The sequence below is a fragment of the Sandaracinaceae bacterium genome (genome assembly GCA_016706685.1).
In the GTDB taxonomy this organism is placed as follows: domain Bacteria; phylum Myxococcota_A; class Polyangia; order Polyangiales; family Houyiibacteriaceae; genus JADJJE01.
In genome coordinates this window covers 1-23066 of sequence record JADJJE010000015.1, presented here as the reverse complement: position 1 = coordinate 23066, position 23066 = coordinate 1, and the positions used below count along the sequence as shown (strand labels likewise).

Sequence of the window (23066 nt, the reverse complement as noted above, 5' to 3'; positions counted from 1 at the left end):
GCCGCGGAGTTGGCGTTCGGTCACGCCTGAGGCACCCTGCCCGGTGATGCCCACCAGCTCCCCCAAGCGGTTTGCTCTCTGCTTCGTCGTGCTCGCGCTCGGCGCGCCGGGCTGCGGCAAGGACACCACGGTCACGCCCCAGGTCGACAGCGGGCAGCCGCCCGTGGATCAAGGTGGGGGCCAGCCTGACCTCGCCATGGGCGACCAGGGCTCCGACGCTGGCACCGACGCCAGCGTGGACGCGGGCTTCGACGTTGGTGTGGACGCGGGCTTCGACTCGGGCACCGACGCAGGCTCGGACGCAGGCTTCGACGGGGGGACCGATGCCGGCATGGATGCGGGCTTCGACGGCGGCCCGGACGCGAGCGTGGACGGGGGCTTCCCCACCGCGATCGCCTGCCCGGGCTGGCTGGGGCTGCCCACGGGCGGCGTCACGCTGGTCAGCAACTCACCCGAGGGCCTGCGGGTGGGCCCCGACTGCGCGCTCTACGCCTCGCTGAACGACTCGGTGTACCGCATCGAGCAGGGCACCGGCGTCATCACCGAGTTCGCCACGCAGCCCACGGAAGGGACCGGCTTCCAGGGCCTCGACTTCGGGCCCGACGGCAACCTCTACGTGGCCGCGCGCACCAGCGCCAACGTCATCCTGCGCTTCAACGGCACCACCGGCGCTTTCATCGACGTCTTCGCCAACATGGGCATCAACGGCCCCAACACGCCGCGCTTCGGCCCCGACGGCCGGCTCTACGTGAGCTGCCGCAACACGGGCAACGTGGTGCGCTTCGACCCTGACGGGACCGAGCTGGGCGAGTTCGCCACGCACCCCTCGCTGGGCAGCCCCGAGGGCTTGTCCTTCGGCCCCGACGGGCACCTCTACGTGGCCGCGCGCACCAACTCGGTGGTCATGCGCTTCAACGGCAACACCGGCGCGTTCATGAACGAGATCATCGTGACGCCGGGCTTCATGGCGCCCGAGGGCCTGGGCTTCACCTCCGATGGCTCGCTGTGGATCGCCAGCCGCGACACGAGCGAGGTCATCCAGGTGAACGGACTGACCTTCGCCGAGGTGAACCGCTTCTCGCTGCCCACGGGCGAAGAGCCCATCGGCCTCGAGGTCGTGGACGACCAGGTGGTGGTCAGCCTGCGCGGCACGGGTCGGGTCACCATCGTCCCCTGATGGCGACTGCGCCGCCCGGGCTGCGAACTGTGCTTGTCAGGCCGAGCCTTTTCCGGCATTCCGTCCCGGAGGTAATCCATGGCACGTCTGACTCGCTTCTCCCTGCTCGCTGTCCTGCTCTTCGTCCCCGCCGTGGGTACCGGCTGCGGCGGGGGTGGTGGCGGTGACAACGACATGGGCCCCATGTTCGAGCCGCTGGACGCGGGCGACGACACCTGCACCAACTCCACGGTGACGTGCTCCCCTGGCGTGGTCATCGACTACCAGTTCTGCATGAACGAGGACTCCACCAGCTGCTACGTGCGTCGGATGGGCATGAGCTACGACTGCGCATCGTGCACAGGGATCGGCGCCTGCCTGGAGGCCACCGAGACGCTGGTCACGGAGCAGTGCCCGTAGCCCTTCGGGGCGCGCAGCGACTAGACTGCCCGCATGTTCTTCAGCCAGAAAAAGCTCTCCATTCCGAGTAAGGCCGAGGCGCTGCCCGGGCGCAGCACCCGCATGCCGGTGCCCCCGAAGCACTTCGTGCTCACCGGCGCGCCGCTCGAGCCTCCCTTCCCCGCGGGCGCCGAGCAGGCGGTGTTCGGCCTGGGCTGCTTCTGGGGCGCCGAGCGCAAGTTCTGGCAGGCACCCGGCGTCATCACCACCGCGGTGGGCTACGCGGCAGGGCACACCCCCAACCCCACCTATGAGGAGGTCTGCTCGGGGCAGACCGGCCACAACGAGGTGGTCCTGGTGGTGTTCGACCCCGCGGTGGTGCCTTACACGGCGCTGCTCAAGCTCTTCTGGGAGAGCCACGACCCCACGCAGGGCATGCGGCAGGGCAACGACCGGGGCACCCAGTACCGCTCCGGCATCTACACGTACGGAGACGCCCAGCAGCGTGCCGCCGAGGCCTCGCGCGACGCCTTCGCCCCCGTGCTGGCGAAGGCGGGCTACGGCGCCATCACCACCGAGATCCTCCCGGCCCCGCCGTTCTACTACGCCGAGGCCTATCATCAGCAGTACCTGGGCAAGAACCCGGGGGGCTACTGCGGCCTCGGCGGTACAGGCGTGACCTGCCCGGTGGGCGCCGCGCTCTGACACGCCCGCTCTTCACGAAGGACGCTCCCATGACCCATGCTCCCATGTTCGCCAAGAATCTCCGCTCCGCCGGCCTGCTGAGCGCTGCGCTCGCGCTGCTCACGCTGGTGGCTGGCCGTGCCGACGCGCAGGTCATCCAGGCCGAAGGCGGCGGCACGGGCGTGGCCAGTGGCGGCCCCACGGAGCAGTGGCGCCTCAACGCGTACGGCGTGCTGCGCGGGGGCGGCCAGTGGCGTGGCCGCACCGATGGCGCCGACATCAACCGCGACATGCGCGTGGGCGGCGGCGTGGGCGCGCGCCTCGAGATCCCCATCCACAAGTACGTGGTGCTGGGACCGATGTTCGACTACCACCTGCTCAACCCCGCCGACATCACGGTGCTCGGGTTCGATATCGAGTTCGAGAACATCCACGCGCTGACCTTCGGGGTGTGGTCCAAGGGACGCTACGTGCTGGACCTCGCGGGCAACCCCTTCGAGGTCTACATCGGCATCCCGATGGGGCTGTCCATCTACGCGGCGGACGCTGACGGGTTCCCCGAGGTGGGCGTCAGCATCGGGCTCATGTTCGGTGCGCAGCTCTTCATCAACGACACGTTCGGTTTCTTGCTGGAGACCGGCTTCCGTCGTGACGGCTTCCGCGACCGCAACGAGGACGTCGACGACGTGCGCTACCGCACGCTGCAGTTCGTGATGAACGCGGGTATCTCGATCGCGCTCTGACCCCCTCGCGCGACCTGGGCAGAGACGCTGCGTCCTGCCTGGCCGCGCGACACGGCATCAGTTGACGGCGCGGGCCTGGTCGCCCCAGTACTGGGCGCGCAGGGCCTTCTTGTCGGGCTTGCCCAGGGGGCTGAGCGGGATCTTGTCCACGAAGTCCACGGACTTCGGCGTCTGCACGGACCCCTTGGCCTCCTTCACCTTGTTCTTCAGCTCGTAGGCCAGCTCGTCGCTGGGCGCGACGCCCGGCTTGAGCACCACCACGGCCTTCACGGACTCGCCCCAGCGCTCGTCGGGCACGCCGATGACCTGCACCATGGCCACGCTCGGGTGCGCGGAGATCACGTCTTCGAGCTCGCGCGGGAACACGTTGAAGCCGCCCGTCACGATCATGTCCTTCTTGCGGTCCACGATGTAGAGGAAGCCGTCTTCGTCGAAGCGGCCCACGTCGCCCGTGTGCAGCCAGCCGCCCGAGAAGGCCTTGGCCGTCTCCTCCGGGAGGCCGTGGTAGCCCTTCATGACCAGCGGGCCGCGCACGCAGATCTCGCCCGGCTCGCCGGCCGGCACGGGCTGGTCTTCGTCGTTGAGCAGGGCCATGTGCACCCAGGGCGCCGGGCGGCCACACGACGAGAAGCGCTCGGGCTTGCTGAGGTCGTGCTCCTTCTTCTTCATGTGCGTGAGCACCATGGGCGCCTCGGACTGCCCGAAGAACTGGAAGAAGATCTGGCCCCACTGCTCGATGCCCTGCTGGAGGCGCGCGGGGGACATGGGCGACGCCCCGTAGAACAGCGTCTCGAGGCTGCTGAGGTCCGCCGTCTTGGCGCGTGGGTGGTCCAGCAACGAGTACACCATGACCGGCACCAGGAAGGTGGTGGTGATGCGGTGCTTCTCGATGGTGTCGAAGAAGATGTCGGGCGTGAAGCCCTTGGTGGCGTAGAGCGCGCCGCCGCGCTGCAGCGTGGGCACGAACACCGCCGCGGCCGCGTGCGAGAGCGGCGTGGCCACCAGGAAGCGGATCTCCTCGGGCCACTCCCACTCGGCCATCTGCACCATGGTCATGTAGGCGCCCGAACGGTACGGCTGGAGCACGCCCTTGGGACGCCCCGTGGTACCGCCCGTGAACACGATGGTGTTCAGGTCTTCGGCCGTGATGTCGGCCGCCACCAGGGGCTTCGGCTCGAACTTGGACGCGAGCGCGACGTAGTCTTCGCCCACTTCGCTGGGCCCGAAGGCCAGCAGGTTCTTGAGGCCCGGCACGCGCTCTTTCAGGGCCTTGGCCAGGCCATCGAACGCGGTGGGGTCGTAGATGAGCGTCTCGATGCCGGCGTTCTCGATGACGTAGGCGTGGTCGTCCAGCGAGCCGAGCGGATGCAGCGCCGTGGCGCACACGCCCGCGATGGAGCCCGCCGCGATGTTGTGCAGCACCTCGGGCCGGTTGGCCGAGATGATGGCCGTGCGCGACCCCTTGCCGATGCCCTTGCTGTTCAGCGCTTGGATCAGCTGGCTGGTCTTCTCACGAACCTCCTTGTAGGTCTGCATCTCGTCGCCGAGGAACAGGCAGGGGCGGTCGTTGTAGCGGTTGAGCCCATCGATGATCAGATGGGGCATCAAGGCCGGCTCGAAGAGGGTGTTGGCGCTCATGGTCGTCTCCGGCCGGCACCATAGCGTGGAATCGCCCTTCCGGGAGGCGCCAAACGAAAAAAGTAGAACTTGTTACAGCTAGCGCTGGCGCGGGCGAACCAGCGACAGGAACGCCCAGCGCAGCGGGCTGCGGGACGGGCGCAGCAGGAGGCGCACGGGGGTGAGGCGGCGCTTCAGCTCTTCCTGGTAGTCCTCGAAGCGCCCGCCCTGGAAGTGCAGGATGCGCTGCGCCTCGTCGGAGTCCATCCAGTCGGTGTAGTAGCTCTCGTCGCCGAACGCGTCGAAGGGCACGTGGCCGAGGCCCATGGCGTCGAACAGCGTCTGGATCAGGTCGTAGTGCGTGATGCGGCAGCCCTTGCCCCCGCCCAGCATGAGCGTCTTGCCCAGCGCCTCGGGCTCGGACACGGCCGCTGCCAGCGCGCGCGCCACGTCGTCGCGGTGCACGTACTCGAGGCGGTTCTTGGGCGACTGCCGGAACAGCATGCGCAGCGTGTCCAGCGTGACGCTGCTGGCGCCCGGGTCGGGCGAGACCCCCACGCGCGTGATGACCCAGGGGATGCGCGAGGCGCGGAGGAGCTCTTCGCAGGCGATCTTGCCGCGCGTGTACTCGTCGGTGCCCTGCGTGGGCGTGGCAGCGCTCACCGGCGGGCGCTCGTGCAGGCGCGGGCCGTGCACGCTCACGCTCGAGGGGAACACCAGGCGGGCCGGGGTGCGCATCTCTTCGATGGCGCGCAGCACGCACTCGGTGCCGCCCACGTTGATGGCCTGCGCCAGCTCGGGCGACTGCTCCGTCTTGGGCGGCAGGATGGCCGCGTGGTGGATGACCGCACCGCACTCGAGCACCGCGTGACGGATGAACGACGCGTCGCGGATGTCGCCGTAGCGCACGTCCAGGTTCTTGCCGGCGCGCGCCGCCTGCTTCTTGAGCTGGGCCGCCCGCGAGCGCGCCAGCTTGGTGTCCAGGTCGAGCGCGCGGACATCGTGGCCAGCGCGGATGAGGGCTTCGGCCGTGGCCATCCCCAGGTTCCCGAAGGCCCCTGTCAGCAGTACGAGCATGTGCGCGAGGCTCCGATCAGAGGGGGCAGAACAGCGCCGGGTTCAGCGGGTTGGCGGGGACGCAGCGCGCCAGGCAGTTGGTGCCCTCGATGCACATGGTGCCGCCGCTCTGGTTGCAGTCGGACCCCGGGTTGGTGGGGCAGCGGTCGGGGTTCCCGCTGGGCAGGCCCGGCTCGCACTCCTCGTTGGCCTGGACGATGCCGTCGCCGCAGCAGGTGGTCATGCCCACGGGGCAGGGGCCGAGGTCGGGACCCATGTCCGGCGGGCCGAGATCGGGCGGCCCCATGTCCGGCGGGCCCATGTCCGCGGGGCCCATGTCCGGTGGGGGCGGCCCCAGGTCGGGCGGGCCCAAGTCCACACCGTCCTCGGGCGCGCCTCCCTCGAAGTAGACACCGTCTGCGCATGCCGACAGGCCGAGCCCGCCGTAGGCGGCGAACAACACAGCTCCCAGAGTCAGCCAGCTACGCATTCCATCTCCAAGGTGACGCGCCGGGGCGCGTGAAGCTCATTGGTAACATTGAAGGGCCAGCGCTGCCAAGCTCGGTGGCTGGCTGTGGCATGGCGGTGGGGGGATCGATCCGCCGGGGCGGGGCAGGGGTCGCGGCGGGCACGGACGCGCTGGCGCGTCCTGTCGGGACTCCCTGGAAAACCGCACTTCGCTGCGCTGCGTTTGTTTTCCGGGTCCCCCCACGCCCCTGGGGCCCGGGAACGGGTGAGTCGTTCGCGCTCGCGGCCGAGGCATCCCGGCTGGCGTCGTTGCTCCTCGGTCACATACCAGTCGGTATGCTCCCTCGTCGCGCCTAGCCACCCGGGCGCCTCGACCGCGATCATCGAACGACCCCCCGTTCCCGGGCCCCCGCTGACCCCTGCCCCGCCCCGGCTGCTGCAACCGCCTCGGCAGAGCACCCAGCTGGCCCAGCTGGGCAGTCCGACTGAGCGGGATTGGCCCGTAGCACACGCCCCGGCGGTCACCTTCTCGTTTTCCGTTGGGCTCACCTGGGCTCGACGGGGGAGCACGGGGGCTGCCGGAGCGAACAGCAATCCGATAGGCCTCCGTGGCTACGTCAGCGGAGGGGGCCGACGATGTAGACGGAGCGTGAGATTCCCGGCAGGTAGCGAACCTCGAGAAGGGTGCCCACGGGCGGCGTGCCCATGGCCATGAAGGGCAGCACCTGCGAGACCGTCGCCTCGAACTCGGGCTTGCCTCCGGGCGGGGTCACCACGAGCACGAGGCGGTGCGCGTAGCGCTTTCGTTCGTCCATCACGCTGGTGAGCTCGGCGTGCTTCACGCGGGCTCGAGCTTCGGTGCCCTTGTGTGACGCGATGAACGCGAGCAGTCGGGGGCCCAGGAAGACCGCGATTAGGACGACGATGACGACGAGAGCGATCAGGTTCGCGATGGGCGGCATCGCGGAGCGATACGGTGTCGCGCGCGGATCGTCCAGCCCACTCTTGGCGAGCCGCGCGCCCGCGCGTAGAGTTTCACCATGCGACAAGGGCATGGGACATCATTCACCGCGAGCCACCCTCGCCAATGGCTCCTACTCGCCATGTTGCTGTGCGCCGCCACGCTCCCCAGCGTGAACGAGTCCATCGCGCACGCGGACCAGCCCGCGCCGCCACCGCCCCCTCCACCGCCGGCCGTCCCCGAGACGCCCTCGCGCAACGACGTCGCGCAAGCGTTGGCTGAGCGCGCTGGCGAGGTGCGCTCGTGCACCGCCGGAAGCACGACTGGCGGCCAGGTCACCGTGCACGTGCGCTTCCAGCCCTCGGGGGCCGTGCAGAGCGTGACGGTGAACTCGACGACGCTCCCAGAGTCGGTGAGGTCGTGTATTGCGCAGGCCGTTCAGAAGGCGCGCGTGCCGCCGTTCCGCGCGAGCACGTTCAATGTGAACTTCCCGTACCGGTACTGAACGTAGTCAGCAGGAGCCCTCCGACGAGCAGCGAGTGGTGTTCAGTGAGGCGCACTCGATCACGCCCGGCCCGCAGGCGTCATTGCAGGGCCCGCCCACTCCGCGGTCCTCGTCCGTCGTGCCGTCACAGTCGTCGTCCAGGCCGTTGCAGAGCAAGTCGTTGACGGCGGCTTGGTCTTGGGTCCCGCCCGGCTCCGTGGAGCAGACCGTCTCCGTGAAGCTGGGGCTGGAGCTGAGGCACTCGACCTGACCGACGCCACAGCCACCGGCGCCATCGCACGCGCCGCCCAACGCGAACGTCTCGTCGGTGGGGCCATCGCAGTCGTTGTCGACGCCGTCGCACAGCTCTTCCGTGGCCTGACTTGCCGAGCCTCCCGCTTGGGTGGAGCAGACGATGCTCCCTGCGACGGAGCACTCGGTCACCCCTGCACCGCACTCGCCCACTGCCGGGCAGGCTTCGCCCACCAGGACGTCTTCATCCGTGTCGCCGTCGCAGTCGTTGTCGAGCGCGTCGCACGTCTCGGTGGTGGCTGCACTCGCGGACCCGCCAACGTCGGTGGAGCAAACGGTCGTGTCCATGTCGAGGCACTCCACGGTCCCGGCCCCGCACTCGCCCATGCCGGTGCACGCGGAGCCCAGCATGAAGCCCTCGTTGGCGGTCCCGTCGCAGTCGTTGTCCACGGCGTCACACAGCTCACCCGCGCCGGGCCTGATGGTGGCGACTCCGTCGTCGCAGTCGCCTCCTCGCGTCACGCGGCCCACTCGAGGCTCGCAGGACTCGATGGGGACGACGACATCGCTGCCGTAGCCATCGCCGTCGCTGTCCAGGTACCAGAGGCAAGGTCCGGCGTCCGACGGCGCGCCCATGTCGCTACCCGCATCCGACTGTGCGCCCATGTCGTTGCCCGCGTCGCCTCCCCCTCCGCACCCGGGTGCCACGCCGACCAGCATGACGAGAACGGCGCCGCGCCAAGCGGGACGCCCGAGGCGATGGACCGATGCGGCCAGCGAAGCAGACGTGTGGCTCGAAGTGTTGCGCTCGCGTGGCTGCATGGGGCTCCCCTCGGTTGATTGCCCGCGAGAGAATACACGCGTCCCCAGGGCTGACAACTGGCTAGGCGCCCGTGCGCCCGTTACGCCGCGGCGTTCGCCTCGGTGGCGGCGACCACCTGCTTCATCGCCCGCCACGCCAGCAGGCCCGGCACGATCACCCACACCGTCGCGACCGTCCGGTCGATGTTGGAGATGATCACGTTGTTGGTCTCGCCCATGATGATCGACGGCAGGTAGTACGCCCATGTGCCCGCGAAGTGCAGCGCGCAGAGGAATGCCTCCACGACCGGCCGGGCGGGAGAGCGCTTCGCGTACAGCGCGATGACCACCAGGCACAGCGGGACCTGGATGAACAGCTCGAGCCAGTACACGACGTCCAGACCGATGCGGTGGAGGTCGTGCATGGGGAAGTCGTGCGCGGCGTTGGAGATGGCGTAGGCGTCGCGCAGGTTGGGCATGACCTGGAAGAGGCCGGACATGACGTCGCAGCCCGTGTGGTACCAGGTGGCGTTCATCAGGAACCAGACCATGGCGAACTTGTCGGTGTCCGAGAAGGGCGCGCCGGTCTTCCAGATCTGGTGCAGCTTCCACATGCCCAGCGCAGCGAAGAACATGCACACCAGGAAGAAGGGCGAGAACAGCATGGCCGCCCACTGGGCCGGGTCGAAGTGCAGCGCGATGAGCTTGGTGGGGTCGCTGGTGTCGAGCGAGCACGCGAGCGCGATGGTGAAGAACTCCATGCCGGCCGGCCAGTAGATGAACAGCTTCTGCTTCATGGAGAGCCACGCTAGCAGAGGAAATGCGGCGCGCTGCCTTAGCGCTATCGGCGAAACGGGCGGCACTTTGTAAGGCGCTGGGCGCCCGGTGCAGAAAATGAATGGCCATTCATTGACTTCCCCCGCGATGACCCCCCATGATTCGGGCACATGAACAAGCTCTTCCCGTCCGCGGATGCCGCGATCGAGGACTTGCCGGACGGCTGCACGCTGATGTCCGGCGGCTTCGGTCTCTCGGGCAACCACGAGAACTTGATCGCCGCGCTCCACCGTCGCGGCACCCGCGCGCTCACCATCATCTCGAACAACTGCGGAACCACCGACAAGGGGCTCGGCATCCTGCTCGCCAACGGCCAGGTGAAGAAGATGGTCTCGTCCTATGTGGGCGAGAACAAGATCTTCGAGAGGCTCTTCCTCAGCGGGGAGCTCGAGGTGGAACTCACCCCGCAAGGCACACTCGCCGAGCGCATTCGGGCCGGCGGCGCAGGCATTCCCGCGTTCTTCACTCGGACCGGCTACGGGACCGAAGTTGCGCGGGGCAAGGAGACGCGCGAGTTCGGCGGCCACATGCACGTAATGGAGACCGCCCTCACCGCCGACTTCGCCTTCGTGAAGGCATGGAAGGGCGACCGCCTCGGGAACCTCGTCTACCGGAAGACCTCGCGGAACTTCAACCCCATGATGGCGACCGCCGCGCGGATCACCATCGCCGAGGTCGAGGAGCTCGTGGAAGTGGGGTCGATCGATCCAGACCACGTCCACACGCCGGGCATCTACGTCCAGCGAATCCTGGTCGGCACGAACTACGAGAAGCCGATCGAACAACGCACCACGCGCAAGAGGAGCTGAGATGGCGCTGACACGAGAACAGATGGCGATGCGCGTCGCCGAAGAGCTCCGCGACGGCTATTACGTGAACCTCGGCATCGGCATGCCGACCCTGGTCGCCAACTACATCCCCGAGGGGATGGACGTCTTCCTGCAGTCCGAGAACGGCCTGCTCGGCATCGGTCCGTTTCCTTTCGAGGGCGACGAAGACCCCGATCTCATCAACGCGGGCAAGCAGACCATCACCGAGATGCCCGGCGCGTCGTTCTTCTCGAGCGCCGACTCGTTCGCGATGATTCGCGGAGGCCACGTGGACCTCTGCGTCCTCGGAGCGATGGAGGTCACCGGCAGCGGCGACATCGCGAACTGGATGATCCCGGGCAAGATGATCAAGGGCATGGGCGGCGCCATGGACCTCGTGGTCGGCGCGAAGCGCATCCTCGTGATGATGGATCACGCCGCCAAAGACGGGACGCCCAAGATCCGGAACCAGTGCACGTTGCCGCTCACGGGCCTCGGCTGCGTCCACCGCATCGTCACCGACCTCGCGGTCTTCGACGTGACGAGCGACGGGCTGGTGCTGCTCGAGACCGCGGCGGGTGTGAGCATGGACGAGCTCCGGGCCAAGACCGAGCCCGCGTTCCGCGTTGCCCCCGACCTCCGGGTGCTGGGCGGCTGACGCCGTCCCTCCGAGCACACCCGAGGCTCACTTCGCGTTGCGAAGCTCTTCGTAGGCGGGCTGCACACCCGCCGAGAGCGACCACACGTCTGGCACCAAGTCCGCCGCCACCATGAACCCGAAGTCCACGTGGCCGTCGTAGCTCATGACCGTGACGTTGAGCCCCGCGCCCTCCATGACCGGCCCCATGGGATACACGGCCACCAGCTTGGCCCCCGCCAAGTAGATGGGGACCTGGGGGCCCGGCACGTTGGAGATGACCAGGTTGTGGATGGGGCGGTGCTTCTCGGCCAAGCGCCAGCGCGCGTAGAAGACCGAGGCCAGGTGGAAGGTGGTGGGGGCCGCGAACTCGGCCCAGTTCTGCAGCATGTCGGCGCCGATGGCCTGGTGCTCGTGCTTGGCGCCCATGGTGGCGGCGCGGATGGCCATGAGGCGCTCCACCGGGTCGTCGATGTCGGTGGCGAGCGAGGTGAACATGCCCGAGACGTGGTTGCTGCCGAGGCCCGGCTGCGCGGACTTCACCGAGATGGGGCACACGGCCACCAGCGGGTCCGCCGGCAGCTCGCCGCGCCCTTGCAGATAGCGCCGCACGGCGCCGGCGCAGACGGCCAGCACCACGTCGTTGAGCTTCACGTCGTAGCGGTCTTTGATGCGCTTCAAGCCCTCGAGGGGCAGCTGCGCGAAGGCCACGTCGCGCCGCGCGCTGAGCGCGCCGTTGAAGCTGGTGCGCGGAGCCCGCAGCGGCGTGCCGCCCACCAGCGCGTCGGCCTCTTGGCGGTGCTTGGCCACGCCGGCGATGGCGCTGGCCGTCTGGGCCACCAGCTTCACGAACTCCACGGGCTGCTTCACGCGCGAGACCACCGCGTCGCGCACCATGTCCAGCTGCGAGGGGACGCCCTCTCCGCGGAAGGCAGGGCCCACTCCGGCGGGCGGCGCGGCCTCGCCCGGGTTGAGGCTGAAGAGGTGCACCAAGAGGCCCGCGCCCGAGGCCCCGTCCACCGCGGCGTGGTGCACCTTGGTCATGACGGCGAAGCGCCCGCCCTCGATGCCCTCGATGACCCACGCCTCCCACAGCGGCCGCGAGCGGTCGAGCGGGGTGCTGGCGATGCGCCCGCAGATCTCGCCCAGCTCCTTGCGGCCCCCCGGCGCGGGACAGGCCACGCGCCGCACGTGGCGGATGATGTCGAAGTCCGGGTCGTCGATCCACACGGGGTGGTGCAGCTCGAAGGGCACCTCCACCAAGCGGCGCCGGAAGGCGGGCAGGCGGTGCACGCGGCTCTCGATGAGGTTCTGCACCTTCTCGAAGCTGTAGCCGCCCGGCATGTTCGCGGGGTCCAGCACGGCGGCCATGGCCACGTGCATGTGCATCTTGGGCGTCTCTAGGTAGAGGAAAGACGCGTCGAGTCCGGAGAGACGTTCCACGCGGGCGAGTGTGCCTCGTCCCGCGCCGGATTTCAGCCACTATGAACGGGTTCGGTTTTCGTGGATCCCCCGCGAGGAGGTTGTCCTGGTGATGGACCCGCGGGCCCAGGCCACGACGGCCTGAGCCACGCTAGACACTGTCCTCCTTCAGTCGTTCGAGGCACCACCCATTTGGAAGCAGTAGTAGCGGTGCAGGACGTTGCAGGCGCCGCCACTACCGCTCGCGCTCCAGATGCCTTCGGTCGTGGCGCTGGTGCTCCCGTATGCGCCCGTGCCCGAGGTGGACGTCCAGTCGCTGCAGTCGTTGCCATTCCACTCGGTGCCGGCGCCCGTGGTGTTGGTGAACGGGATGTTGGGGGCCACCGTGACGCCCAGCTCGTTCTGCAGGAACGCCGCGTCGATGCTGCCGTCCGTGAGGTCTGCCCAGTCGTTGGCCAGGATGATGCCGCTCGTGCTGCCCACAGGCATGACCCACGGGATGGCAGAGCGCGTGAAGCGCGTGGACGGCGAGCCCGTGCTGTCGCTGAGCCACGCACGATAGGTGCCCGGCAGGCCAGCGGCATCGGCGAAGCCCTGGCAGTAAGCGTCCGCGCCGGCCAAGCCGCCCAGGATGCCGTTTCGGGCGCCGCTGGTGGTGAAGGCCCAGAGGCCGAAGATGCACTGGCCGGTCACGCACATGGCACCCGTGGCGCAGTCCGCATGGGTCGAGCAAGAGGTGGGGCAGGCTCCCTCCAAGCCGTTGCACTCGTACGTTCCACAGGTGGTCCCGGTGTCCGCCACGACGTCGTCCGGGCAGTCCGCGCCGCTCCCGTCGCAGGTCTCAGTGAAGTCGCAGGCCCCGACGCTCGGCCGGCAGGTGACCTCGGCGATGTCGCTCACCACCACGTCGCTGGGGCAAGCGGCGCTGTCGCCGGGGCATAGCTCCGGGACGTCGCACACGCCGGCGGCTCCCCGGCACTCGATCGTGGTGTCCGCGAAGCCATCGCTCGGGCAGGCGGCCGAGCTGCCATCACACGCCTCGGCCACGTCGCACACGTCGGCCGCCGCACGGCACTCGGTGCCCTCGCCGGCGACCAGGTCGGCGGGACACACGCTCGAGGTGCCGGTGCAGGTCTCGGCCACGTCGCACACGTCGCTGGCGGCGCGGCACACGGTGGCGGCGTCGGCCACGATGCACTCGCCGCTGCTGCCGCAGGTGGCGGACTCGCACACTCCGTCGCACGCGGACTCGCAACAGACGCCGTCCACGCAGTAGCCGCTCTCGCAACCCGCCGCGGCGGTGCAGGGCTCACCGAGCGGAGCCGGCGCCGTGGCGTCCATGACGGACGCGTCGGTGGTGGGCGGGCCGTCGCCCCCACCGCAGCCGGACACGGTAAAGAGAGCGAGCAGGGCGAAGCCGAGGGAATGGGATGCACGCAAGGACATGAAGGTCTCCTCTGGGCAAGCTGGGGGCCCATCGGCATGGTCAGTGGCGGCACGCGGCGCTTCGATCACCACAATCGACACCGGCTCCGTCGCGCGGACGATTCCGTGACGGGAGACGGCGTGCCGCCCCGAGCAGGCCGCAGAAGGAGACTCCCCGACCATGATGCCCGGCCGCTTTCCACCTGGTTCCGATGTCTTTGCTCCCTGGGGCGACGACCCCTGGCTCTACCCCGCCGTGGTGCTGGGGGTGGACCCCAAAACGCAAGTGGCGTTCGTGGTGTATTGGGAGGGCAACACGGCGGGCGTGCACGACAACACCTTGCGGCCCATGAACCTCGCGCCCGGCATGCGCGTGACGGCCAACGTGCTCAACGACAACGTCTACCTGCCGGGCGTGGTGCAGGCGCGCTACGGCGGCGCCGTGAACCTGGCGACGGATGATGGCCGCTCGCTGTGGTGCACGTGGGCCAAGTGCCGCGTGCCGCGCTGAGCGTGGGTCACTCGCCGGATCAGTCGGGCAACCGGAGCGATGGGTCCGCCCTGTTCGGCGCCCCGATGGCCGTGTAGGCGGCCACCACGCGGTCCACGTCGTGCGCGTGCTCGCGCGGGATGGGGAAGCGGCGCTCCACGCGGAGGCGGCCGTTGCGACTCCACGCGAGGCTCGTCCAAGTGAGCGTGCCCGCGAAGTGGGGGCTGCTGTCGCCTGGCGCGCGGGGGCTGGCCACGCAGTGATGCAAGTGGGTGCCCCTGCCCAGCTCCGGGAGGGCAGGCTCGGGGTTCAAGATGAACAGCTGGTCTCCCAGCATCACGATGCTGCGCGTCATGCGCAGGCTGCGCGTGGGGTGGTTGGCCAGGGCGGCGTCCCGGTGGCTGAACCACGCCTGAATGGCCGCGGCGCACACCACCGCCCACGCGGCCCCCAAGAAGAGCGCGCGCACGTCTTCGGTAGTCACGCCCGCCACCATGGTGACGACGAAGGTGGTGAGCACGGTGATCGAGAGGTTCACCCCCCAGCCCGGCGAAGGTGCCGTGCGCACCACCTCGGGCCAGGCGGCAGCGCTGTACTCCCACGTGGCCACCTGCAGTGCAGCGTCGCTCTCGAGCAGCGCGCGGGTGCGCCTGCGTGTGGGCACCTCGAGCAACACCACGAAGATGCAGAACGCCACCACCACCGCGGGCGCGATGAGCACCTGGGGCGCTTCCATGAAGTACGGCAGCAGCCACCACGCCGCCGCAGAGGCGGTCCCGAGAGCCACGGCCGCGTAGGCCAGCGTGCGGGGCGAAGACGTCATGCCGGCAGTGTGCCTGGCAAGTGCCGTGGCCTGGAAGCGTTCCCCGCCGCAGCTCGGCTGGAGCGGGCTACTCCAGCTCGAACACGGTGCGCACCACGATCATGACGTCTTTGTCCACGGTGCTGCGGTCGTAGACCCCGTCCCACGTGACCGCGGTCTCGTCCGCCGCGTTCACCTGCACCACTCCGATGCGCGCCGACACCAGCCGCCCGAGCCGCCCGTGGGCGTGCGTGGCCACCTGCTCGGCGCGCTGGCGGGCGTCCTCCGTCGCTTCACCCACCAGGCGGATCTTCACGTCGCCCAGCTCGGTGTAGATGTACTCCGGGTCGCTCGACGCGATGTTGATGCCCTCCTGGATGAGCTGGGTGATGTCGCGCGAGATGCGGCCCACCATGGCGATGTCGTTGCTGGTCACCTCCACCTGCTGGGTGAGGCTGTAGCCCAGGATGGTCTCGGTGAGCTCCATGCCGTTCTCGTGGAAGGGGTGCATCTCGCGCGTCATGGCCGAGCGCACGCTGATGGCCTCGGCGGGGACGCCCTGCTCCTGGAGGAACGCGCGCACCCGGGTGATGTGCGTGTCCAGCACGCCGTAGGCTTCCACCAGCGTGGCTCCGCGCGTCGACACCTCGGCCGACCACATGGCGCGGTCGCTGGTGATGCGGCTGCGCGCTGAGCCCGCCACCTCGATGCCGTCGCGGTGCTTCACGTCCACGTAATGCACGAAGGCTGCCGCGAGGATGGCCGCTGACGCAATGACAGCGACACCCACGATGGCGCGACCGATGAGATGACGAGCGGGAGACGACGAGCTGGGTTCGGACATGAGGCCCGCAACGCTTGGGTCAGCGGCTCCATTCCCGGCATACTGCCCCGATGCACAGGAACCCGAGGCCTCTTGCCCTGCTCATGGGCGCCATCGCGATCGCCTTCTCGTCCATGGTGCCCCGGCCGGCGGAGGCCGACTTGGTGGACCCCACGGACTTCACCGAGACCGAGTGGCTGGACACCGAGAGTGACATCACCGGCATGGCGTTCGCGCCCGACGGCTCGAACCGCCTGTTCCTGACACGCAAGGGCGGCGAGGTGCGCATCGTGCAGATCAACGCAGGCGGCGGCGGCACCCTGCTGCCCACGCCCTTCACCACGATCTTGCCCATCTACCTCAACAGCGAGTGCGGGCTCATCGGGATGGCGTTCGACCCCGACTTCACCAGCAACGGCTACGTGTACTTCTTCGTGACCGTGTCCTCGTCCGAGCAGCAGATCATCCGCTACACGGCCAGCGGGAACATCGGAACAGGCAAGACCACCATCGTGCAGGACCTGCCCACCGCGGGTGAGAACCATGACGGCGGCAGCATCGGCTTCGGCGCCGACGGCATGCTCTACTGGGGCATCGGCGACCTGGGCAACGGCACGGGCGTGGATGGTGACCTCGACTCCATGGCCGCCAAGATCGGGCGCGCCCGGCGCGACGGCTCGGTGCCCGGCGACAACCCCTTCGCCGACGGCCCCGGCGGCAACGCCGACTACATCTTCGCCCGCGGTTTCCGCAACCCCTTCACGCTCACGTTCCAGCCCAGCACCGACCTCTTGTGGGTGAGCGTGGTGGGCACCAGCTACGAGCAGGTGTTCGTGGTGACCTCCGGCGTTCACGCCGGCTACAACGACTACGAGAACGACCAGCCCGCAGGCTACATCACGCCCACGCTGGTGTACCGCACCGGCGGGACGCGCGTGGTGACCCTCGCGCAGAGCGGCGCTACGCGCAGCAGCGGCGTGATCACGTTCGCCAGCACCACGGGGCACCGTCTGCGGCAGGGTGAACGCGTGGTGGTCACGGGCGTGGACGACAACAGCTTCAACGGGACGTTCTACGTGGCGGACGGCTCGGCCGCGGTCACCGACACGACGTTCACGGTGGTGGACCCAGGCCCGGACGCCAGCAGCGGCAACGGCCAGCTGAACACCATGGCGCAAGGGCGCGCGGTGGCCGGGGGCACCTTCTACGACGCCACGGGCTTCCCGGCGGAGTACCGCGGCAACTTCTTCTACGGCGACTACATCGACGGCCGCAGCATGCGCGCCGTGGTGGGGCCGGGCACCACCGTGCAGAGCGTGGACTACTGGTCCAACAATCAGGCCGCGCCCATCGACCAGGCCGTGGGCCCGGACGGCGCCCTCTACACGGCTGGCTACGGCGGGATGATCTACCGCACGGTGTACGACAGCGCGACGCAGGGCCTGGTGGTCTCGCAGCAGCACGTGCGCATGCTCGAGGGAGGCGCCATCGCCTTCTCGGTGTCCCTCGCCCGCATGCCTGCCGGCAACGTGACCGTGAACGTGAGCCGCACCGCGGGCGACACGGACGTGAGCGTGGCGTCGGGTGCGACCTTGACCTTCTCCAGCACCAACTGGATGGACCCGCAGCCGGTGGAGCTGGCGGCGGCCGATGACGACGACGGCGATGCCGACCAGGCCACGCTGACGGTCAGCTCCGCGGGGCTCACGGACGTTCCGGTCACCGTGAACGTCACCGACAGCGCGACGATCATCCTGACGGTCACGCCCACCACCGTGAACATCCCCGAGGGCAGCTCGCGCACCTTCACCGTGCGCTTGGCCGACGCGCCGAGCGGCATCGTGAACGTGAACGTGAGCCGCACGGCGGGCGACAGCGACGTCACGGTGGCGTCCGGCGGGACGCTGACCTTCACGCCGGCCAACTACGCCACGCCGCAGACCGTGACCATCGCCGGGGCCACCGACGCCGATAGCGACAACGACGTGGCGACCATCTCGGTGACTGCCCCCGGCGCCGGCACACGCACGGTCATGATCAACGTGGTGGACTCGACCGGGCCGGGCCTCGACAGCGGCATCCCCGAGGACGCCGGCACGGCGGACGCGGGCACCAACCCGGGCTCGGGTGGCGGCTGCGGCTGCCGCGTGGACACCACCAGCAACACGCCTGTGGGCGCGCTGGGTCTGTTGATGGTCGGACTGCTGCTCGCCCGCAGACGCCGGCGCTGAGAAGGAACTCGGCCTCTAGGGTCGCTCGCCGTACCAGTACTCGTCGGGGTCGCTCGTGGTGAGCGTGTATTCCCTGCCTTGGTAGCTCAGCGTGTCGCCGGCTCCCAAGGTTGCGGAGCTCGGAGTGACGGCCCCCACGCTGGTGAGCTCGACCGTTTGGCCCGCGACGCGATAGGTGAAGTCCATCAGGGTGTCTTCGACCTGCAGCTGAGCTGCACACTCCGCGAAGAGGAACCGCGGTGCACCACAACCGCCATAGTTGATGTCGGGGCCCGGCGGGCAGTTCGGGCGTGGCCCGAGCCACACGGTGCCGTCGAGGGCGCATTCATCCGCTTCGCAGCCAGCCAACGTGAGCAGCGCGCCGATGGCGACGGCAAGCGCACGACCGACAGGGATCGCGCCAGAAGCAAGACGCACGTGAGAGTCTGAGGTGGGCATGATTCTGGCGGGCTCCTGGCACAGCCTGGCACATACACAGGCGCACCGAGACAAGAAGCACGAGGCGTGCCGGCGCTGGTGTGGGAGAACGAGTAGCGGCTGGGACCCAGGCATCGACGTGGTCTGCGGCGCCCTCACGCAGATGGGTCATGATGCGTTGAGATGGACGCCCTTCTCCCGAGTGACAGCCCTGTGCTGTTCGAGCGCGGCCTGCTGCTACGCGGTGTGCTGGCCATGGACATGCTGCCCAGCGGAGTCCGCAACGCCATCGCGGCGGCCGGCCCCGGGTTGCTCGACCACCGACAGCTGCTGGTGTTCGGTCACGCAGGCCCGCGCATGTGGCGGGCGCTGCGCAAAGCCCAGCCCGAACCGTGGACCTCGGCCAACCCGGTCGATGAGTTCTCGCTAGCCACCGTGCGCACGCACCTCGAAGACGAGCTCAGCGTGCACCGCTGGGCCCCGCTCTACCCTGGCCCTGCGCTGGTTCCGCTGCAGGACCTGGGCACGCTGCTGGGCTGGCACCAACCGTCGCCGCTGCTGGTGGGCATCTCCGAGGCGTTCGGCACCTGGTTCGCGTACCGCGCCGTGGTCGTGGCCGACTCGTCGCTGCCGCTGACGCCGCCCGCGGGCCCACAGCCCTCCCCCTGCAGCACCTGTTTGGAGAAGCCCTGCCTCTCCGCCTGCCGGGGCGCGGCGCTCACCACCGGCACTCTCTCGCTCGACCGCTGCACCACCTTCCGCGCCAGCGAGGCCTCCCCTTGTGCCCTGCGCTGCCCCGCCCGCGAAGCCTGCCCCATCGGCGCCGAGCACCGCTACGACGCAGACCAAATCCGCTACCACTACGGCGCCTCGCTCGCGACCATCCGCGGCATGCCGCGCTCCACGTTCCCGCGTTCGACCTGAACGGCGAGCCACGCTGCGCTCCGTTGGGCCAGATGAGCCACTGAGTCTCCGAAGCCGCCGCGCTCCGCCGGAGCCAGTGGAGCTCCCCGCCCGCCCCGCGACGAGGGTGATCGGGGCGCTGACAGGATGCGACGACGGAGGCGCCACCGTGGAGGGCGAGGGGCGCCCGGGTCAGCGGGGGTTGGGGGGGCCCTAATTCAAGCGTCCGCAGGACGCGCCGAATTGGGGGGGTACCGGAGGGAGCGCCAGCGCGACCGGCCCCGCAGACCCGGGTGCCCCTCGCCCTCCTCACGATCACGCCACCCCCGGGCCCACCCACCAGCAGGGGCGAACCGACCACCTGCCCCAGATCTGCTACTGTCCCGCGCGCCGCGACAACCGCCGGCGGGGCCCCGGCCCAAGGAGACGAGCGATGCGAATTGGACTTGTTGGTGGTACCGGACGTGAGGGCACGGGGTTGGCGTTGCGCTGGGCGCGCGCGGGACACGAGGTCTTCATCGGCTCGCGCGAGGCCGAGCGTGGGGTGGCCAAGGCGGCCGAGCTGGCGGCCGAGCACAACATCACGCTGACCGGCGGCGACAACCTGGGCGCCTGCGCGCACGGCGAGGTCGTGGTCGTGACCGTGCCCTACTCGGCGCACGCGCCCACCTTCACGTCCATCCGCGAGGCCGTGGCCGGCAAGATCGTGGTGGACATCACCGTGCCGCTCAAGCCGCCCAAGGTGCGCTCCGTGCAGCTGCCGGCCGGGCAGGCCGCGGCGCTCGAGTCGCAGGCCATCCTGGGTGAGGGCACCACCGTGGTGGCCGCGCTGCACCACATCAGCTCCGAGCACCTGGGCGACCCGCACCACACGTTCGACTGCGACGTGCTGCTGTGCGGCGAGAAGGACGCGCGCGAGACCGTGGCCAAGCTCATCGAGGACCTGGGCCTGCGCGCCATCGAGGCGGGCACGCTCGAGAACGCGGTGGCGCTCGAGTCCATCACGCCCGTGCTGCTCTTCATCAACAAGAAGTACGGCGCCACGGCCGGCCTGCGCATCACCGGGATGCCCACGTGAGCCAAGGTCCCGGGGCGGCGCTCGAGGTCGGCGCACGCGTCCACTTCACGGCCCTCCCGGGGATCCCGCTGGTGCAGGCGGGCGACGCGCTCGCGCCCATGATTCAGACGGCGCTCGCGCGGGTGGAGCTGAGCCTCGACCCCGGCGACGTGCTGGTGGTCACCTCCAAGCTCTTCTCGCGCAGCGAAGGGCGCTTCGTGGACATGAGCCAGGTGGTGCCCTCCGACGAGGCGCGCGCGCTGGGCCTCGAGCTCGAGAAGGACCCGGCCCAGGTGGAGCTGATCCTGCGCGAGAGCGTGGGCATCTCGCGCAAGCGTCCCGGCGTGCTGGTCACGCGGCATCGCCTGGGCTTCATCTCGGCCAACGCCGCCATCGACATGAGCAATGCCTCCCCGGCCAACGCCGCGCCGGGCTCGGGCCCGTGGGCGCTGCTGCTGCCCGAGGACCCGGACGCGAGCGCACGCCGGCTGCTGGCCGAGCTCGGCACGGAGGGCGTGGGCCTGGTGGTGAGCGACTCGTTCGGGCGCCCCTTTCGCGTGGGCACCGTGGGCGTGGCCGTGGGTGTGGCCGGCATCCCGGCGGTGTTCGACCAGCGCGGGCGACACGACCTGCACGGCCGCGAGCTGCAGTACACCATCACGGCGCTGGCCGACCAGCTGGCCGCCGCGGCGGACTTGGTGGCAGGCCAGAGCAACGAGGCGCGGCCCGTGGTGCACATCCGGGGGCTGCGCTTCACACCGAGCGACAGCAGCACGCAGGAGCTGCTGCGCGACCCCGAGGTGGACCTCTACGCATGAGCGCGTTTCGGCACGTGGTGGCGTTGGCGGGTGGCGTGGGTGGCTCGCGCCTCGCGCAGGGTCTCGCGCGCGCGCTGCCGGGTGACGCGCTCACGGTGGTGGTGAACACCGGCGATGATCTGGTGCACGTGGGCCTCACGGTCTGCCCCGACCTCGACACGCTGATGTACACGCTGGGGGGCCTCGGTGACCGTGAGCGCGGCTGGGGCCTGCAGGACGAGAGCTTCCGCGCCATGGAGATGCTGGGCCGCTATGGCGGGCCCACCTGGTTCTCGCTGGGCGACCGGGACCTGGGCACACACCTCGCGCGCACCATGCAGCTGGCCGCGGGCGCCACGCTCACGCAGGTGACGGCGAGCCTGTGCGCGAGCGTGGGCGTGACCACGCGCCTGCTCCCCATGACCGATGGCGTGCGCAAGACCATCATCGAGACCACCGAGGGCGAGCGCCTGCCGTTTCAAGACTGGCTGGTGGGGCGCCGCGCCGTGCCGCGCGTCCGCAGCGTGACGCGCGAGGGCGACGGTGTGGCCACGCCCGAAGTGCTGAGCGCGCTGGAACAGGCCGACTTGGTGGTGCTCTGCCCCAGCAACCCCTACGTCTCCATCGACCCCATCTTGGAGCTGCCGGGCGTGCGCGAGCGCGTGGCGCAGAAGCGCGTGGTGGCGCTGAGCCCCATCGTGGGCGGCAAGGCCGTGAAGGGGCCGCTCGGCACCATGATCCCGGACCTGGCGGGTGTCCCTGCGAGCGCCACCGCCATCGTCGCCCACTATGGTGGCCTGCTGAGCGCGCTGGTGGTGGAGCACGGCGACGCGGCGGACGTCCCCCTGCCCTGCTTCGAGACCCGCACGGTGATGGGCGACGAACACGACCGCGAGCGCCTGGCGCGCGAGCTGCTCACCTTCGCGGCGGCGCTGCCATGACGGGCTGCGTGGCGGTGGTGCCCGTGAAGGGCTTCGCACGCGCCAAGTCACGCCTCGCCAGTGTGTTGCCCGAGACCGAGCGCCAAGCCTTTGCGCGCGCATGTTTCGAGCACGTGCTGAGGACCCTCGAGGCCCACGCAGGCGTCGCATCCATCATGGTGGTGTCGAGCGACGCCGAGGTGCTGGCGACCGCGCGCGCCCGCGGCCACTTGCCGCTCAAAGACCCGAGCGACGCCGTGCGCCTGAACGAGGTGGTGGACACCGCGCTCGCGCTCGCAGAGGACCAAGGCGCGGACGCCGCGTTGGTGCTGATGAGCGACCTGCCGCTGCTCACGCCCGGCGACCTGGACGAGCTGCTGTCGGGCGATGCCGCGCTCACGCTGGGTCCCGACCGCGCCAACGCCGGCACCAACGCGCTCTTGGTGCGACCTCCCGACCTGATGCCCACGTGCTTCGGCCACCCGCAGAGCTTCGCGCTGCACCGTGCGCGCGCCGCGGCGCTCGGGTGTGAAGCACGCATCGTGGTCACACCGGGCATCGCCGGCGACGTGGACACGGCGGAGGACTACGCGCAGCTCCGGCGCGGCCCGAGTGAGGCGCGTTAGTCTCCGTTTCCCAAGGGACTGCGCGACGGCTATGCTGACCGGATGGAGGGGCAATCCCGCCCCCGGAGTCGGAGTCGGACGTCCTCATGAGCTTCAGCGCGCGCTCCCGTCTGCTCGTCGTCGTCCTCGTCGCGTCCACGCTTTCCTGCGCGGGCCCCAGTGACGACATGGCGGCCCCCGACCCGAGCGACCAGCTCACGGCGTCCAACCCAACGCCCAGCAGCGTGGGGCTGGCCTGGACCGCCGCCA

At 69.7% G+C, this 23066-nt stretch carries 26 protein-coding genes; 15 read left to right on the top strand and 11 right to left on the bottom strand.

Features of this window, described 5'->3' with window-relative positions; translation table 11 throughout:
- The first annotated feature begins 46 nt into the window (after positions 1-46).
- The 4 genes from IPI43_19230 to IPI43_19215 all read left to right on the top strand — a co-directional run bounded on the left by IPI43_19230 (position 47) and on the right by IPI43_19215 (position 2982).
- A complete protein-coding gene (locus tag IPI43_19230) occupies positions 47-1177 on the top strand; it encodes an SMP-30/gluconolactonase/LRE family protein (protein MBK7776236.1) in 1131 nt (376 codons plus the stop codon).
- Between the two features lie 78 nt (positions 1178-1255).
- The gene (locus tag IPI43_19225) at positions 1256-1576 is read left to right on the top strand and encodes a hypothetical protein (protein MBK7776235.1); all 321 of its coding nucleotides are present in this window, start codon (positions 1256-1258) and stop codon (positions 1574-1576) included.
- Positions 1577-1609: 33 nt separating this feature from the next.
- Positions 1610-2260, top strand: coding sequence for a peptide-methionine (S)-S-oxide reductase MsrA (gene msrA / locus IPI43_19220; GenBank protein MBK7776234.1), 651 nt, complete (start codon positions 1610-1612; stop codon positions 2258-2260).
- Between the two features lie 29 nt (positions 2261-2289).
- On the top strand, positions 2290-2982 hold the full coding sequence (locus IPI43_19215; GenBank protein MBK7776233.1) for a hypothetical protein: 693 nt from the start codon (positions 2290-2292) through the stop codon (positions 2980-2982).
- A 57-nt stretch (positions 2983-3039) separates the two neighbouring features.
- Here IPI43_19215 and IPI43_19210 read toward each other — a convergent pair whose 3' ends face one another.
- The 4 genes from IPI43_19210 to IPI43_19195 all read right to left on the bottom strand — a co-directional run bounded on the left by IPI43_19210 (position 3040) and on the right by IPI43_19195 (position 7085).
- Positions 3040-4620: an AMP-binding protein gene (locus IPI43_19210; GenBank protein MBK7776232.1), complete on the bottom strand. Its 1581-nt coding sequence runs from the start codon at positions 4618-4620 to the stop codon at positions 3040-3042.
- A 78-nt stretch (positions 4621-4698) separates the two neighbouring features.
- Positions 4699-5676 (bottom strand): NAD(P)-dependent oxidoreductase, encoded by a 978-nt coding sequence (locus IPI43_19205; GenBank protein ID MBK7776231.1) that lies wholly within the window; start codon positions 5674-5676, stop codon positions 4699-4701.
- A 16-nt stretch (positions 5677-5692) separates the two neighbouring features.
- Positions 5693-6115 carry a hypothetical protein gene (locus IPI43_19200; GenBank protein ID MBK7776230.1) on the bottom strand — a complete coding sequence of 141 codons (423 nt, stop codon included), beginning with the start codon at positions 6113-6115 and terminating at the stop codon, positions 5693-5695.
- Between the two features lie 625 nt (positions 6116-6740).
- Complete coding sequence (locus IPI43_19195) at positions 6741-7085, bottom strand: hypothetical protein (protein ID MBK7776229.1); 345 nt, start codon at positions 7083-7085, stop codon at positions 6741-6743.
- A 141-nt stretch (positions 7086-7226) separates the two neighbouring features.
- Here IPI43_19195 and IPI43_19190 point away from each other — a divergent pair, with 141 nt between their 5' ends.
- Positions 7227-7589, top strand: a complete 363-nt coding sequence (locus IPI43_19190) for a hypothetical protein (GenBank protein MBK7776228.1) — start codon at positions 7227-7229, stop codon at positions 7587-7589.
- Positions 7590-7595: 6 nt separating this feature from the next.
- Here the strand turns inward: IPI43_19190 and IPI43_19185 are convergent, their stop codons facing one another.
- Together IPI43_19185 and IPI43_19180 are read right to left on the bottom strand one after the other, a co-directional pair.
- The gene (locus IPI43_19185) at positions 7596-8642 is read right to left on the bottom strand and encodes a putative metal-binding motif-containing protein (GenBank protein MBK7776227.1); all 1047 of its coding nucleotides are present in this window, start codon (positions 8640-8642) and stop codon (positions 7596-7598) included.
- An 80-nt stretch (positions 8643-8722) separates the two neighbouring features.
- Complete coding sequence (locus IPI43_19180) at positions 8723-9418, bottom strand: hypothetical protein (GenBank protein MBK7776226.1); 696 nt, start codon at positions 9416-9418, stop codon at positions 8723-8725.
- Between the two features lie 150 nt (positions 9419-9568).
- Between IPI43_19180 and IPI43_19175 the strand changes: the two genes are divergently transcribed.
- Both IPI43_19175 and IPI43_19170 read left to right on the top strand, forming a co-directional pair.
- Complete coding sequence (locus IPI43_19175) at positions 9569-10267, top strand: CoA transferase subunit A (protein MBK7776225.1); 699 nt, start codon at positions 9569-9571, stop codon at positions 10265-10267.
- Between the two features lies 1 nt (position 10268).
- Positions 10269-10925, top strand: a complete 657-nt coding sequence (locus IPI43_19170; protein MBK7776224.1) for a CoA transferase subunit B — start codon at positions 10269-10271, stop codon at positions 10923-10925.
- A 27-nt stretch (positions 10926-10952) separates the two neighbouring features.
- Here the strand turns inward: IPI43_19170 and IPI43_19165 are convergent, their stop codons facing one another.
- Complete coding sequence (locus IPI43_19165; GenBank protein MBK7776223.1) at positions 10953-12347, bottom strand: wax ester/triacylglycerol synthase family O-acyltransferase; 1395 nt, start codon at positions 12345-12347, stop codon at positions 10953-10955.
- A 147-nt stretch (positions 12348-12494) separates the two neighbouring features.
- Positions 12495-13772, bottom strand: a complete 1278-nt coding sequence (locus tag IPI43_19160) for a hypothetical protein (GenBank protein ID MBK7776222.1) — start codon at positions 13770-13772, stop codon at positions 12495-12497.
- A gap of 160 nt (positions 13773-13932) precedes the next feature.
- Here IPI43_19160 and IPI43_19155 point away from each other — a divergent pair, with 160 nt between their 5' ends.
- On the top strand, positions 13933-14262 hold the full coding sequence (locus IPI43_19155) for a hypothetical protein (GenBank protein ID MBK7776221.1): 330 nt from the start codon (positions 13933-13935) through the stop codon (positions 14260-14262).
- Positions 14263-14281: 19 nt separating this feature from the next.
- Here the strand turns inward: IPI43_19155 and IPI43_19150 are convergent, their stop codons facing one another.
- Both IPI43_19150 and IPI43_19145 read right to left on the bottom strand, forming a co-directional pair.
- Positions 14282-15064: a hypothetical protein gene (locus IPI43_19150; protein ID MBK7776220.1), complete on the bottom strand. Its 783-nt coding sequence runs from the start codon at positions 15062-15064 to the stop codon at positions 14282-14284.
- A 67-nt stretch (positions 15065-15131) separates the two neighbouring features.
- On the bottom strand, positions 15132-15887 hold the full coding sequence (locus tag IPI43_19145) for an SIMPL domain-containing protein (GenBank protein ID MBK7776219.1): 756 nt from the start codon (positions 15885-15887) through the stop codon (positions 15132-15134).
- Positions 15888-15937: 50 nt separating this feature from the next.
- Between IPI43_19145 and IPI43_19140 the strand changes: the two genes are divergently transcribed.
- Positions 15938-18097: a PQQ-dependent sugar dehydrogenase gene (locus IPI43_19140; protein ID MBK7776218.1), complete on the top strand. Its 2160-nt coding sequence runs from the start codon at positions 15938-15940 to the stop codon at positions 18095-18097.
- Between the two features lie 15 nt (positions 18098-18112).
- Here IPI43_19140 and IPI43_19135 read toward each other — a convergent pair whose 3' ends face one another.
- Positions 18113-18535 carry a hypothetical protein gene (locus IPI43_19135; protein MBK7776217.1) on the bottom strand — a complete coding sequence of 141 codons (423 nt, stop codon included), beginning with the start codon at positions 18533-18535 and terminating at the stop codon, positions 18113-18115.
- Between the two features lie 162 nt (positions 18536-18697).
- Here IPI43_19135 and IPI43_19130 point away from each other — a divergent pair, with 162 nt between their 5' ends.
- The 6 genes from IPI43_19130 to IPI43_19105 all read left to right on the top strand — a co-directional run.
- Positions 18698-19438 carry a hypothetical protein gene (locus tag IPI43_19130; GenBank protein MBK7776216.1) on the top strand — a complete coding sequence of 247 codons (741 nt, stop codon included), beginning with the start codon at positions 18698-18700 and terminating at the stop codon, positions 19436-19438.
- Positions 19439-19850: 412 nt separating this feature from the next.
- Complete coding sequence (gene npdG / locus IPI43_19125; protein ID MBK7776215.1) at positions 19851-20495, top strand: NADPH-dependent F420 reductase; 645 nt, start codon at positions 19851-19853, stop codon at positions 20493-20495.
- Complete coding sequence (gene cofE, locus IPI43_19120) at positions 20492-21292, top strand: coenzyme F420-0:L-glutamate ligase (protein MBK7776214.1); 801 nt, start codon at positions 20492-20494, stop codon at positions 21290-21292. The genes npdG and cofE overlap by 4 nt, the downstream gene beginning before the upstream one ends.
- Entirely contained in the window at positions 21289-22212 is a 924-nt protein-coding gene (locus IPI43_19115; GenBank protein ID MBK7776213.1) for a 2-phospho-L-lactate transferase, read from the top strand. The genes cofE and IPI43_19115 overlap by 4 nt, the downstream gene beginning before the upstream one ends.
- A complete protein-coding gene (gene cofC, locus IPI43_19110; protein MBK7776212.1) occupies positions 22209-22817 on the top strand; it encodes a 2-phospho-L-lactate guanylyltransferase in 609 nt (202 codons plus the stop codon). The genes IPI43_19115 and cofC overlap by 4 nt, the downstream gene beginning before the upstream one ends.
- A gap of 86 nt (positions 22818-22903) precedes the next feature.
- Positions 22904-23066: hypothetical protein (locus tag IPI43_19105; protein MBK7776211.1), on the top strand; the 163-nt coding region annotated here is incomplete at its 3' end.